Here is a 14,210-nt window from a genome sequence, read left to right as displayed (position 1 = left end):
CGCCCAGTATCCGCATCCACGGGCCGCTGCCGACTGGACCTAGGTCCACTCGCTGCTTGCCCATGACACCGCTAGCCTTGGCTGCAGGGGTGGCAATGGGCCATCCGCACGCTCATGCCTGGGGGAGGACCGAATGAAACGGAATTGTTTGAGTCTCATGATCGGCGCGCTGCTGGCCACGGGGCCGGTACTGGCACAGGAATCACCGACGGCAGGCAGATCCGCTTCGCCGACCAACCTGGACAGCATCAAGGTCACCGCGCGCAAGCGTGAGGAAACCCTGCAGGAGGTGCCGGTTGCAGTCACCGCCTTTACCTCCGAGGCGCTGGACAAGATGAATGTCCAGGACATCAGCGACCTCGATGCGCAGGTGCCGAACCTCACCATCTACGCCGCCCGTGGCGCCAGCAGCACGGTCACCGCCTACATCCGCGGCATCGGCCAGTCCGATCCCACCTGGGGCGCCGATCCGGGCGTAGGCATCTACCTGGATGACGTCTACATCGCGCGCCCGCAGGGTGCGCTGCTGGATGTGTTCGATGTCTCGCGCATCGAGGTGCTGCGCGGCCCGCAGGGCACGCTCTACGGCAAGAACACCATCGGCGGCGCGATCAAGTACATCTCGCGCGGCCTGCCCACCCAGACCGAGGGCTTCGCCCAGATCACCGTGGGCAACTACAGCCAGCTGGATGCGAAGGCGGCCATCGGCGGCCCGATTGGCGGCGCCGACAGTGGCCTGCGCGCCCGCGTGGCGGTGGCCAGCATGAACCACGACGGGTTTGGCGAGAACACCTTCAACGGCCAGCCGGTCAGTGACAAGCAGATCAACGCGGCACGCCTGAACCTGGGCGCGTACGCGGGCGATGACTTCGACGTGCAGTTCGCACTGGACTGGATCGACGACCAGTCCGGCATGCGCGGCTCGAAGATGCTGGCGCCCAATCCGTTCCTGCGCGCCTATCCACCGATGGACAGCCGCTACGACATCCGCTCGGGCATGCGCAACCTCAACAACGTGGAGAGCAAGGGTGCCTCGGCCACGGTGAACTGGCGGCCGAACGACGACATTGCATTGAAGTACGTGGTCGCCAAGCGTGAATCGGACAGCGAGGCCAACATCGACTTCGATACCGCGCCGGTCAAGCTGGCCGACGTGGGTGGCACCTATCACGACGACCAGGTCAGCAACGAAGTGCAATTGAACTACGATGCCGGCGGCCGGGTACGCGGTGTGGTCGGCCTGTACCAGTTCAGTGGCGAGGCGGGCGGCCAGATCCAGAACAACTACTTCAGTGCGCAGTTCGCCGACAACCAGGGCAAGGTGTTGACCGACAGCATCGCGCTGTACGCGGACTGGACCTTCGACCTGACCAGCAAACTCAAGCTGGATGTAGGCGCCCGTTACACCGACGAGGACAAGCGCGCGATCGTGCTGAACCGCCTGTACGCCGACCCGGGTTTCAGCCGGCCGGTGGCGGTGACCGCGGACTTCGACAAGAAGACCAACTTCAAGAACGTCTCGCCCAAGGTCTCGCTGGACTACCAGATCACTCCGGACATCATGGTCTACGGCCTGGCCACGCGTGGCTTCAAGTCCGGTGGCTACAACATCCGCGCCAACGCGGTGGCCGTGCCACGCTCGGCCGAGCCGTTCGACGACGAGACCGTGGACAGCTACGAGGTCGGCAGCAAGATGGCCTTCCTCGACCAGCGCCTGTTCCTCAATCTGTCGGCCTTCTACAACAAGTACAAGGACATCCAGTTGTCGGTGTTCACCGGCCTGGATACCAATGGCGATGGCGTCGATGACTCCTTCTTCGGTGATTTCACCAATGCCGGCGCAGGTACGGTCAAAGGCCTGGAAGTCGAGTACCAGTACCTGCCCAGCCAGCACTGGCTGATTTCCGGCAACCTGGCGTGGCTGGATACCAAGTACGACGAGTACATGGATCGTGGCGTCAATGTGGCCAGGCAGATGAAGTTCACCAATGCACCGGAATTCTCCGGTGCGTTCAACGTGGAATACCGCACCGAGCTGGCCAATGGCAGCAACCTGTCGGCACGGGTGAGCTACAGCTATCAGAGCGAAGTGTGGCCGACCACTGATCTCAGTCCGGTGATCCGCCAGCAGGGTTACGGGCTGGTCAATGCCGGCGTCATCTGGCGCCTGGATGATGCGTGGACCTTCTCGCTGCAGGGCACCAACCTGGCCGACAAGGAATACCGCACCACCGGCTACAACATCCCGGCGGTCGGCACGCTGATTGGCTTCTATGGTCCGCCACGCCAATATAGCCTCAGCGTCCGTTACGATTTCTAGCGCATCCGTTACGATCTCCAGGAAGCTTCTGCATGACGCAGTCTTACGACGACCTGTACTGGAACAGCAATGATGGGTTGCGCCTGCACGCGCGCGACCATGCACCCGATGCGGGGCAGGCAGCGCGTGGCACGGTGGTCTGCATTCCCGGGCTGACCCGCAATGGCGCCGATTTCGATGCGCTTGCCGATGTGCTTACCGCCGAGGGCTGGCGCGTGATCGCGGTCGACCTGCGCGGTCGCGCAGGGTCGGAACGCGCATATGACCCGTCCAGCTACAACCCGCGTGCCTATGCGGATGACATGGTTGCGCTGCTGCGCTCGCAGAACATCGCCAAGGCGGTATTCGTCGGCACCTCGCTGGGCGTGCTGGTGACCATCACCCTTGCCTCGCGCGCGCCCGAGCGGATCGCGGGCGCGGTGCTCAACGATGCCGGCCCCAAGGTGCCGCGTGAGGCGCTGGCACGGATCGGCAAGTACGCCGGCAAGCCGGTGCCACCGATGGATCTGGAGCAGGCCACGGCCTATGTGGCGTCGATCGGCAAGGCCGCGTTCCCTCGCTTCAGTACCGACGACTGGCGGCAGATGGCGGTGCGCACCTTCCGCCCGCGCAGCGATGGACTGCTGGAGCTGGATTACGATCCGGCCGTGATCCGAACGACACGTCCGTGGCTGCTGTGGTTGCTGCGGCCGGTGCTGTGGCGTGCGGTTCGTGGGCTGACCGCACGGGTGCCGGTACTGGTGGTGCGCGGTGCGCTGTCCGACATCCTGCCGGCCGATGTCGCGCGGCAGATGGCGGCCACCTCGGAAAGTGCCCGCCTGGTGGAAGTGCCGGATGTGGGCCATGCGCCGATGCTGTCCGAGCCAGAGGCACGTGACGCGATCCTGACCTTGCTGGAGCGTGTGGCGTGAGTGCAGACAGCAACCTGCCTCCCGCGCTGCAGGCGTTGCAGCAGTGGGCGGCCAGCGAGCGGGTGAGTGGCGTGACCCACGTGGACCAGGCGCGCATCGATGCCTTTGCCGACGCCACCGGCGACCACAACTGGATCCACGTCGATCCAGGCCGCGCGCAGACGCAGCTGCCGGGCGGGCAGACCATCGCGCACGGCTTCCTGCTGCTCTCGCTCACCGTGCAGGACGATGTGGCCGCCCTTACCGGCTTCCCCGGCATCGCCCATGTGCTCAACTACGGCCTCAACAAGATCCGCTTCCTGGCGCCGGTACCCAGCGGGTCCGGGGTGCGGGTACGCTCGCAGCTGCTGTCGCTGGACGCGCGCCAGCCCGGCCAGTGGCTGCTGACCCAGCGCAAGGCCGTCGAGCGGGTTGCCGATGGCGAGCTGGCACTGGTCGCTGAGCAGCTGTCACTGATCGTGGTCGCTCCCTAGCACCACCCTGCCCGGTTCTCTCCCTACACTGGAGCGATGTTGACGCCCTCCATCGTCCTCTTCGCCTGCATTGCATGGACCGCACTGCTGTTTGGCGTGGCGCTGTGGGGTGAGCGCCGGGGGCACCGGCTTTCGAAGGCATGGCCGCTCATCTACGCGCTGTCGCTGGCCGTGCACTGCACCGCGTGGACCTACTACGGCGCGGCCTCGCAGGGACTGCAATGGGGCTTCCCGATTCCACCCACCCTGGCCGGCATGGCGTTGATCTTTGCATTCGGCCTGCCCTTCCTGCTCCGCCTGGGGCGGCTGGCCAAGCAGCACAACAGTGCCACCATCGCTGATCTGGTCGTCGCACGACTGCGTGCCGATCGCGGCCTCGGTTTCACCATCACCCTGGTGGCACTGTTCGGCATCATTCCCTACATCGCCCTGCAGTTGAAGGCTGTCAGTCAGGGCCTGGGCGCGCTGCTGGGCGATCGTTTCGCGCCTGCTGCCGCGCAGCTGGACATGTCGTTCTGGTTCGCCCTGACAATGGCGGCGTTCACCCTGCTGTTCGGTGCACGCAAGGCATCGGCCACCGAGCCCAATCGTGGCATCGTGGTCGCCCTGGGGCTGGAGTCGGTATTGAAGCTGTTGGCGCTGCTCGCCATTGGCCTCTATGCGGCGCTGTCGGTGCGCCAGGCGGGCACGCCGCTGCTGGAAAAGATGGCGCAGCTGCCGCCACCGGCCATCATGCCGGACTATCTGACCATGGTCGCGCTGGGGGCGATCTCCGCGTTTACCCTGCCGCACCAGTTCCATGTCGGCGTGGTCGAGCTGCGCCAGACCTCGGACCTGAGGACGGCACGCTGGTTGTTCCCGGTCTACCTGCTGCTGATCGGGCTGCCGTCGGTGCCGATGGCGCTGGCCGGTGCCGCGCAGGTGCCCGCATCGGTGTCGCCTGACCTGTACGTGCTGGCGCTGCCGCAGGCCGGTGGCCACCACCTGCTGGCCTTGCTGGCCTATCTGGGCAGCCTGAGCGCCGCCACCGGCATGATGATCCTGTCCGGGCTGACCCTGTCGATCATGCTCGGCAACCATGGCTTCGGCTCACGGTTGCTGGACGGTATTGCCGGCGGTGCCGCGGCGGCCGACCTGCGTCCACGCGTGCTGGCCTTCCGCCGTGCCGGCATCCTCGCCGTGTTCCTGATGTCGTGGCTGTACAGCCGGGCGATGAGCGACACCGAGGCACTCAGCGATTTCGGCCTGATGTCCTTCACCGCCCTCTCGCAGCTGGCGCCGGCGGTCCTGCTGGCGGTGTATCGCCCGCGCACGCCCTCTCCGGCCATCATCGCCGGCATCGTGCTGGGGTCGTTGGCCTGGCTGTGGCTGGTGCTGCTGCCGATGGTGATCCCTGCCACGCCCCCCGCCTCGGGGCCCGATGACCTGCACTGGCTGTCCGTGGTCTCGCTGCGCCTGCAGTCGGGCCATATCGCCATCAGCATGGGCGCCAGTCTGGCGGTCAACCTGCTGACGGTTGCGCTGGTGTCGCGCGCGGTGCGTCCCTCGTTGCCGCGACGACGGGATGCGGTGGCAGCAGCCTCGCTGCGCAGGACGGCCGGACGCTTCCTCGGCCAGGAGCGGGCCCGGCAACTGATGGATGGTCATGCCGGGCAGCTGCTGGACGACGACCGGGTCATCACCATCGAACGCGAACTGAGCGCCGTGGTCGGCGCGGGCATGGCGCGCCTGCTGGTGGAGGCCGCTCGCGATGGCGGTGCCGCGCCCTTGGATGTGGTAACCCGTGCTGTAGGCGAAGCCACCCAGGCGCTGCGCTTCAACCAGCGCCTGCTGGAAGCGGCGCTGGAAAACATGAGCCAGGGCATCAGCGTGGTCGACGCGCAGCTGCAGCTGGTAGCCTGGAACAGCCGCTACGCCGCGTTGTTCAAGTTTCCGCCCGAGTTGCTGCAGGTCGGGCAGCCGGTGGTCAATCTGACAGCGTGGGCGCTGGCCGAACTGAAGATCGGCGACGGCCCTGGTGACTCTCGCGACAAGGCCCTGCAGCGTCGCGCCGCACACATGCGGCGTGGCACGCCGCATCTGTCCGAACGGATCTTCCCCGACAACACCATCGTCGAGATCCGTGGCAATCCGATGCCCGGCGGTGGCTACGTGGCCACCTTCACCGACGTCACCGCCTTCCGGCGTGCCGAGGAAGCGCTCAAGCGCAGCAACGAAACCCTCGAGCGCCGCGTGCAGGACCGCACCGCACGGCTGGAACAGGCAGTGCACGAAGCCGAGCGCGCGAACGTTGCCAAGACACGCTTCCTGACGGCGGTCGGCCACGACCTGATCCAGCCACTGCATGCGGCGCAGCTGCTGACCGATGCGATGTCGCAGCACATCGAATCGGAGTTCCTCGACAGTTTCCTGCGCCAGATCCGAGGTGCGCTGGACTCCACCGACGACCTGCTGTCCGGGCTGCTGGATATCTCCCGTCTTGAGGCGGGCGGGCTGGTCGCCGATCCGCGCCCCTTCGCGCTGTCGACCGTCCTCGATCCGCTCGCGCAGGAGTTCGCGGTACTGGCGGCGGCGCGCGGCCTGCAGTTCCGCCATGTGCGGAGCCAGGCCTGGGTCCATAGTGACCCCCTGCTGCTGCGCCGGGTGCTGCAGAACTTCCTGGCCAATGCCATTCGTTACACCCGCCATGGCGGTGTGTTGCTCGGTGTGCGCCGCCAGGGACAGGCACTGCTGATCGGTGTGCATGACACTGGCCCCGGCATTGCTCCGGAGCAGCAGGCGGTGGTGTTCGAGGAATTCCACCGGGTCGATCGCAGCAACGGCCAGGGACTGGGCCTGGGCTTGACCATCGCGCACCGCATCGCCGACCTGCTGCACGCACCCCTGCACCTGCGCAGCGTGCCCGAGCACGGCTCGGCCTTCTCGATCAGCGTGCAACGCGCAGCACCCCCTGCGACCCCGCGCAGCTCGCCGCCGGCAGCCGGCAGCAGCGCGCTCAAGGGAGTCCGCGTGCTGGTGGTCGACAACGACCCGGACGCATTGGAGGCGATGCGGCAGCTGCTGCTTTCCTGGGGTTGCGATGTCATCGCGGCAGGCCAAGCCGATGACATCGGACCGTCAGCGCACGAGGCGGCGCTGTGGCTGTTCGACTATCACCTGGATGATGGCGATACCGGTGTTGCGCTGTGGAAGCGGCTGGTAGGCATGCATGGGCCGCGTCCGACGGTGATCCTCAGTGCGGATGCCGGCAGCGATACGCGCGAGGCGGTGCGCGGCGTTGGGCTGTCCCTGCTCAACAAGCCGTTCAAACCGTTGGCGCTGCGCTGGGCGATCAACCACCTGCTGGCGGCCAGCACCACGCCCTGACCGGTCAGGGCTCAGGCAGTTCTTCGATCTGCCGGGACGGATCGGCCAATCCCATTTCGTGCAGCACGCGGATGGCCTGCGCGCGGTTGCGCACGCCCAGCCGCTCCATGATGCGTGTCATGTGTGCCTTGACCGTGCGCAGCTGTACGCCCAGCCGGTCGGCAATCTGCTTGTTGAGCAGGCCCTCGGCCACCAGCCCCAGTACCTTGTACTGATGTGCCGACAGGCTGGCCAGGCGCGCGGCCAGGTCGGCATCCCTGCTGAACGTCGCCACCCGGGCCACCGGTTCGCGCAGCAGCGCCGGGATCCAGCGCTCGCCCTCCAGCACGGACTGCAGCGCGGACTGCAGCTCGTTCAAACCCGAGCTCTTGGGCAGATAGCCCGCGGCGCCAAGGTCGATGGCACGCCGGATGACCTGCGGCTCCTCGTTGGCGGAGACGATGATGATCGCCAGGCCCGGCTGCAACGCACGGATCGTGGCCAGCCCGGCCAGTCCGTGGTTGCCCGGCATGTGCAGGTCCAGCAGCATCAGATCGATCGACTGGTTCTCGATCACCTCCAGCACGCTGTCCAGCGAATCAGCTTCGCTGATCTGCAGATCGGCGACCGCCTCTTCCGCCGCGCGATGCAGTGCCGCGCGGAACAAAGGGTGATCGTCGGCGATGAGCAGGGTGGGCATGTCCTGGCGAGATTATCAAATCGGGTGCGCGCGCGAACAGGTACCTAGGTACGCTGGTGCAGCGGGAAGGGCTTGCTAGTGTGGTGCGGAGAAGGCCGGCGACCGCAACGCCGCCCACGAGGAAATGCCATGTCATCCGCCCCCACTCCCGATGCCCATGCCTATCCACTGCTGATCAAGCAGTTGCTGCTGATGCCGCTGGCGGTGAGCCCTGAACAGGAGATCGTCTACGGCGACCAGGTCCGATTCGACTACCGCACCCTGCAGGCGCGCATCGGCCAGCTGGCCGGCCTGTTGACCTCGCTGGGAGTCGGCCACGGCGACACGGTGGCGGTGATGGACTGGGACAGCAACCGCTACCTGGAGGCCTACTTCGCCGTGCCGATGATCGGTGCGGTGCTGATGATGGTGAACGTGCGCCTGGCCCCAGAGCAGATCGCCTACACGCTGAACCACAGCGGGGCGCGGGTGATCCTGGCCAACCGCGAGTTCCTGCCGCTGCTGGACGCCATCGACGAGCGGATGCCGGACCTGCGCACGCGCATCCTGCTGGACGATGCAGGCGGTCCGCTGCCGCCAGGCTTCGCCACCGAGTACGAAGCGGGGTTGCGCGATGCCACGCCGATCGTCCGCTTCCCGGACTTCGACGAGAACGCCCGTGCCACGGTGTTCTACACCACTGGAACCACCGGGTTGCCCAAGGGCGTGTATTTCAGCCACCGGCAGCTGGTGTTGCATTCGCTGGCGGCGATGGCCGCGCTTGGCGGTGCACCCCGTCAAGGCCGCCTGCATCGTGACGATGTCTACATGCCCATGACCCCGATGTTCCATGTGCACGCGTGGGGCCTGCCCTACGTGGCTACGGCGATGGGCATCAGGCAGGTCTATCCGGGGCGCTACCTGCCTGCGACGCTGCTGGCATTGATCGCCCGTGAGAAGGTGACCTTCTCGCACTGCGTGCCAACCATCCTGCACATGCTGCTGGAGCATCAGGACGCGGCGCAGACCGACCTGGAGGGCTGGAAGGTGATCATCGGCGGTGCGGCCCTGCCGCGTGCGCTGGCGCAGCGTGCGCTGGCGCGGGGCATCGACATCTTCGGCGGCTATGGCATGTCCGAGACCTGCCCTCTGCTCACCATCGCCCAGATCGACGTGGACAGCGTGACCGATGCCGATGAGGTGCTGTCGCTGCGCACCAAGGCCGGCATACCGGTACCGCTGGTGGACCTGCGCATCGTCGATCCGGACATGAAGGATGTCGCCCACGATGGCATCGCCACCGGAGAGGTCGTGGTGCGCGCACCCTGGCTCACCCAGGGCTACCTGCACGATCCGGATGCATCTGCAGCACTGTGGGCAGGAGGCTATCTGCATACCGGGGACATCGGCAACATCGATGAATACGGCTACCTGAGGGTGACCGACCGGATCAAGGATGTGATCAAGACCGGCGGTGAGTGGATCTCCTCGCTCGCCCTGGAGGACATCATCGCCCTGCATCCGGCGGTCAGCGAAGTCGCGGTGATCGGCATCGCCGACACGAAATGGGGCGAGCGGCCGTTGCCGCTGGTGGTCAGGCAGCCTGGCAGTGAGGTGACCGAAGCGGAGATCATCGAACTGGTCGCTGCGCGAAGCCGCTCAGGGGACATCTCACGGTATGCGATTCCGGAACGGGTCAGTTTCGTGGAATCGATCGAGCGGACCAGCGTGGGCAAGATCAACAAGAAGAAGCTGCGTGGGTTGCATGACCCAGCGACTGGCTCAGGCCGTGGGTGATCTCCGCCCGATCGCCGAGGTCAATGCTCGAAGGACACGATGCAGGGCACGCCAAGGTATGAAGCGGCGCCCCGGGACGATGATCTCCCGGGGCACCACTGCTCTGCAGCAGACCTGGTTCAGTTCCGCCAGGACCGGTCACCCTCAGTCGATGCAGGGTCCCTTCGCAGCGATCTCCGTGCCGGATCCCTTCGCACCGATGCTGGCCGGGCCCTGGCATGCATCAAAGCTGTACTTGATCAGCTTCCACGACCCACTCGACCATCGGTATGTCCACGACTCGGAAGCACCGCTCGGCAAGGTATTGGAGATCGAGATGACCTCGCCCTCCACACCGCGTGCAGGCAATGGAACAGGCGGGCCCGCCGCACCGGCCGGCTTCAGGCTGCCAGCAGACTGATAGCTGTGCGAGATGGCCAGTTCGCCCGTCTGCAACGCCGGCGCGTAGGCGGGCGAATTCCGTTTGATCCAATCGACGATGTAGCCGGCTTCCAGCGAATCCGGCGCGTACGTGGCCTTCGTAACTACAGTGGCGGTCGCGGTGCCCGCGATCGGTCCTGCATTGACGCTTCCACCGGGGACTCCACTCAGTGCCAGCACCAATGGCAGCGCCGCGCCCAACTGCGAGAACTTCATACCCTGCTCCTTGTGTGTATGCAGCTTTCTCAACGGGCCGTCTATGACCCGCGGGCAGTGTAGGCATTGCGGACAGGCTGGGCATCGGCGCAGTCATGCCCATTTCTCATATCCATCAGGCTTCGAGCGCGAGCTGCCCTGCTGAAGGTCGCAGCGCCGATTGTGTTGAACGCGGCGCTCAGATCCGCGTCGTTGCCATGAACCGTTCGCGGTCCTGCTGCGTGCGGCGGCGGATCTCCTCCAGCGCCTGGCTTTCGGTCGCCTGCAGCATGGCTTCGAACAGGCGCTGGAAGTGAAGGCGCATCGCATTGCGCGCGGCCACCGGATCACGCGCGCGCAGGGCTTCGAAGATCGCCATGTGCTCGTCCGCACGGCTGGCGCCATCATCATGGCAGACCCGGGCATAGACCTCGGTCACCCGCGGCAGTTCGCTGCGCATGCGCCAGATCTGCTGCACGAAGAATTCCACCACCGGGTTGCCGGAAAGCCGTGCGATGGCCAGGTGGAAACGGCGGTCGTACTCGCCGGCTTCCGCGTCACTCAGGTCGCGACGGCACAGCGCTTCGGCCAACGCCTGCAGCTCGGCAATGCCGGCATCATCCAGATTGCTGGCAGCCAGAGCGGCGGCCTCGGCCTCGAATACCGCGCGGGCGGCGGTGAGGTCGAAGGCGCTGACATCCGGCAGACCGCCGGACGCCTGCGTCGGGCGCGGTTTCACATGCACGCCCGAGCCGATGCGGATGGCGATCCAGCCCTGCGCTTCCAATGCGATCTCGGCTTCGCGGATGGTGACCCGGCTGACACCGAACCGTTCGGCCAGCTCACGCTCGCCCGGCAGCCGCGAGCCCGGCGGAAATTCGCCGTCCTCGATCAGCTTGCGGAGCTTGGCAGCGATGGTCTGGTAAAGGCGGTTGGCGGACATGCGGCTGACCCTTGGCGATTCCTTCCGGGTCCCTGCCCTGCCACCGCGGCCGGCAAGGGTCCGGTTGGAGCGACGGCGCGACCACTGGCCGCGCCGCCCTGTTCAGAACTTGTATCGTACACCGAAATACGCACGCCGCCCGTAGGTCACCACTTCGCGGAAGTTCCCATAAAGCGGCTGGTAGGCCACGCGCGGCTCGTTGGTCAGGTTCATCAGCTCCAGCGACAGCGACAACTGCTTGTTCACCCGGTAGCGCAGGCGCAGGTCCACGCTGGTGTTGTCATCGTAGTAGCGGTTCTGCTGCGCGGTGTTGCCGGTGAAGTCCTGGTAGTAGTGCGAGCGGAACTTGCCGATGGCCTGGATGTTGAAGCGCCCGACGTCCCAGTAGATCGAGCCGGACAGGACGTGCCGCGAGAAGCCGCTGAGGCCCGCCGGCGGCACGATCGCCGGAATGATCGTGCCGTCACTGGCCAGCTGCTCGCCCAGTCGCGAGTCCTGGGTCCGGTAGTCGGCATCGGCGTAGTTGTAACTGACCTTGAAGCCCAGCCCGTCGAACGGCTTGGGCAGGTACGACAGTCGATGGGTGGCGGTCAGCTCGAAGCCGGTCAGCGTGCTGTCCTCGTCGGTGGTTACCTGCTGGCGTACCGGCACGGTCACGCTCTGGCCGTCGATGGTGTAGGTCTCCGGCACCAGCGCAGTGGCGGTGCCGCCGTTGAACTGCTTCCAGTACACCGCGCCGGCCAGCATCGTGTCCGGGTTCGGGTACCACTCCAGGGAAAGGTCGCCGTTCCAGGACATCAGCGGCTGCGCGGCGGGGTTGCCGCTGGCGCTGATGTCATCCAGCGCGTCGGCCAGGTTGCCGTAGGTGGCATCACTGCTCACGTTGATGGTGCGCCCGGCACCCAGCGCGGCAATGTCCGGCCGTGACATCGCGCGATATGCACCGACCCGCAGCAACACGTCCGGGCGCAACTCGAAGGCCGCGTTGAGGCTGGGCAGCAGCTTGTCGTTGCCCGCCTTGAACACCTGCGTGCTGTACTCGCCGGTGGGTTGCAGGCGGATCGTCCCGTCACCGTTGTCCTCGATGCGCAGCCCGGTACGCACGCCTTCAGAACGAACATCGGTCTTGACCCAGCGCAGGCCGAGGTTGCCGGTCACCGGCAAGCCGAACAGGGTGCTGCTGAACTCACCCATCAGATAGAGCGCGCGTGTCTTCTCGGTGATATCGACATTGTTCGGATCCTGGAAACCCGGATCCAGCCCGCTGTCGAGGCTGCCGCGGAACGACTGGTACAGGCAGTTCGGATCGAAGTACGCCCACGAGGAGATCGTGTTGCCGCTGGCGGCATCCATGAAGTCATCCTGCGGGAAGGGTGCACGGCAGGCCTGGTTGGCGGCGATGATCTTCGCTTTGTCGGCCGCCACGCGCTGGTCGTAGTCGGTTACCAGGGTGTTGTCGCGCAGGCGGTAGTCGGCCTGGCTGGCGCGCACGCCGCCCTTGATGCGGGTGAAGAAACCGGACTCCGGCATGAAGCTGGCATCGAAGCGGCCGGCCTTGATCCTGTGGTCATTCTCGGTGGCGCTGGAGGTCACCCGCGCCGCCCCCGTATAGGCGTCCCAGTTGTTGGGGTCGAAGTTCGGCGCCAGGGCAACACTGGGCACTTCGCCGTGCCAGTCCCAGTCATAGTCCACGTAGCCGGTGGCACCACTGCTGATACCGGGCACGACGGCATTGTTGACGTCGCGCTGGTTGGCGCGCAGGCGGGTCATGCGCTCGCTGTCGAGGCGATTGGTGTGCGAGTAGGAAAGATCGGTAGACAGCTCCCAGGCCGGGGTCGGGCGCAGGATCAGGTTCAGGCCACCCCCGGTGTATTCCTCGCCACGCCAGTAGCGGTTGGAGGTGGAATCAATCGAGGTGCTGCCGTGCAGGTGACGCACGATACCGTCTTCGTCAACCTCGCGCTGGGTGATGCCGCGTCGTGCGTTGGACAGGCTCAGATCGCTGCGGTTCTCATACCAGTTGCGCTCGGTGTGCTCGAAATCGAGGTTCACTTCAACCACATCATTTGGCCGCCACTGCAGCGCGGCGAACTCGCTCTGCCGGTCGTTACGCTCCTGCTTGAGCCGGTAGATGCGGCTGCTCGGCACCAGGTAGTACGGCGCGCCGTTGGCGATGGCCTGCGCGGACACTTCGTTGCAGTTGGCATTGCCCACGTTCTGCGTGCCATCGCAGGCATACCAGGTGGAACCGCTGGTAATGCTCTCTTCCGGATCGGTGCCGTCCAGGCGCTGGAAGCCCAGCGAGATGCCCAGCTTCTGCCCGTTGCCGAACTCGAACTGATCGATGTAGCTGGCGGTGCCGCGATAGCCGATGCCGTCCTTGTCACGGTACTTGCTGTCGTACTCCGCCCAGCTGCCGCGCAGGTCCAGCTGCACTGCACGCTTGCCGTACTCCAGTGGGCGCACTGTTTCCAGGCCGATGGTGCCGGCCACGCCGCCTTCGATGATGTCGGCGCGCTGGGTCTTGTAGATGGCCACCGTGTTGATCAGCTCGGCCGGGAACATGTTGAAGTTCACCGAGCGGTCGCCGCTGCCGTTGGTGATCTCGCGGCCATTGAAGTTGGTGCTGCTGAGGAAGGCGCCCAGGCCCCGGATGGAGATCTCCGAGGCGCCGGTCTTGTCGCGGGTCGAGGCGGCGCCGGTCAAGGTCTCGATCGCATCGGCCAGCGACGGTGCCGGCAGGTCGCCGATGTCATCGGCCGAGAGCACGTCGGCGATGACCGTGTCGTCGCGCTTCTTGTTGATCGAACTCTGCATGGACTCGCGGATGCCGGTGACCTGCACCTGGTCCAGCGTGGTGGGATCCTGCCCTGACGCGTCCTTGCTGGACTGCGCCTGGGCCGCGGGCATGCCCGCAAGCACGGCAAGCAGCGCCACGATCAGGGGTGTGGGGGACAACGAGATGCTGTGCACTGCTCCGGCGGGTCGCCGCATGGTTTCCTCCTCCCAAAGGATCGCCTGCATGCCAGGCGTGGGACGCAGCTTCGGCACGGCGACATGAAAATGTCAACCAATTGGTATGCGAATTTTCAAATGCCTTTCATCCATACCAGTTGAATGCAATTTA

Annotated in this window: 9 protein-coding genes; 5 read left to right on the top strand and 4 right to left on the bottom strand. The window is 65.8% G+C overall.

Going from position 1 to position 14,210, the window contains the following annotated elements:
* Window positions 1-157: 157 nt before the first annotated feature.
* Genes V3B64_RS01460 through V3B64_RS01445 form a run of 4 tightly spaced genes read left to right on the top strand, consistent with a single transcriptional unit; the run spans window position 158 to window position 7,070 of the window.
* On the top strand, window positions 158-2,320 hold the full coding sequence (locus V3B64_RS01460; RefSeq protein ID WP_329913563.1) for a TonB-dependent receptor: 2,163 nt from the start codon (window positions 158-160) through the stop codon (window positions 2,318-2,320).
* 32 nt (window positions 2,321-2,352) lie between these two features.
* The gene (locus tag V3B64_RS01455; protein WP_329913445.1) at window positions 2,353-3,231 is read left to right on the top strand and encodes an alpha/beta hydrolase; all 879 of its coding nucleotides are present in this window, start codon (window positions 2,353-2,355) and stop codon (window positions 3,229-3,231) included.
* Window positions 3,228-3,704 (top strand): MaoC family dehydratase, encoded by a 477-nt coding sequence (locus V3B64_RS01450; protein WP_329913444.1) that lies wholly within the window; start codon window positions 3,228-3,230, stop codon window positions 3,702-3,704. The genes V3B64_RS01455 and V3B64_RS01450 overlap by 4 nt, the downstream gene beginning before the upstream one ends.
* Window positions 3,705-3,740: 36 nt before the next feature.
* Entirely contained in the window at window positions 3,741-7,070 is a 3,330-nt protein-coding gene (locus V3B64_RS01445; protein ID WP_329913443.1) for a PAS-domain containing protein, read from the top strand.
* A gap of 4 nt (window positions 7,071-7,074) precedes the next feature.
* On the opposite strand, the gene V3B64_RS01440 is transcribed toward V3B64_RS01445, so the two are convergent.
* On the bottom strand, window positions 7,075-7,749 hold the full coding sequence (locus V3B64_RS01440; RefSeq protein WP_032127250.1) for a response regulator transcription factor: 675 nt from the start codon (window positions 7,747-7,749) through the stop codon (window positions 7,075-7,077).
* A gap of 129 nt (window positions 7,750-7,878) precedes the next feature.
* Here V3B64_RS01440 and V3B64_RS01435 point away from each other — a divergent pair, with 129 nt between their 5' ends.
* Window positions 7,879-9,525, top strand: a complete 1,647-nt coding sequence (locus V3B64_RS01435; RefSeq protein ID WP_329913442.1) for a fatty acid--CoA ligase — start codon at window positions 7,879-7,881, stop codon at window positions 9,523-9,525.
* Window positions 9,526-9,669: 144 nt separating this feature from the next.
* Here V3B64_RS01435 and V3B64_RS01430 read toward each other — a convergent pair whose 3' ends face one another.
* From V3B64_RS01430 to V3B64_RS01420, 3 genes are all read right to left on the bottom strand, one after another.
* Complete coding sequence (locus V3B64_RS01430) at window positions 9,670-10,161, bottom strand: hypothetical protein (protein WP_329913441.1); 492 nt, start codon at window positions 10,159-10,161, stop codon at window positions 9,670-9,672.
* 178 nt (window positions 10,162-10,339) lie between these two features.
* The gene (locus V3B64_RS01425; RefSeq protein ID WP_049401514.1) at window positions 10,340-11,083 is read right to left on the bottom strand and encodes a FadR/GntR family transcriptional regulator; all 744 of its coding nucleotides are present in this window, start codon (window positions 11,081-11,083) and stop codon (window positions 10,340-10,342) included.
* Between the two features lie 102 nt (window positions 11,084-11,185).
* Window positions 11,186-14,077, bottom strand: a complete 2,892-nt coding sequence (locus V3B64_RS01420; protein WP_329913440.1) for a TonB-dependent receptor — start codon at window positions 14,075-14,077, stop codon at window positions 11,186-11,188.
* Between the last annotated feature and the right edge of the window lie 133 nt (window positions 14,078-14,210).

Origin of the sequence: Stenotrophomonas sp. SMYL86, from assembly GCF_036320025.1 — a bacterium.
Taxonomy (GTDB): Bacteria; Pseudomonadota; Gammaproteobacteria; order Xanthomonadales; family Xanthomonadaceae; genus Stenotrophomonas; species Stenotrophomonas maltophilia_A.
This window is presented reverse-complemented; position numbering and strand designations above follow the sequence as displayed.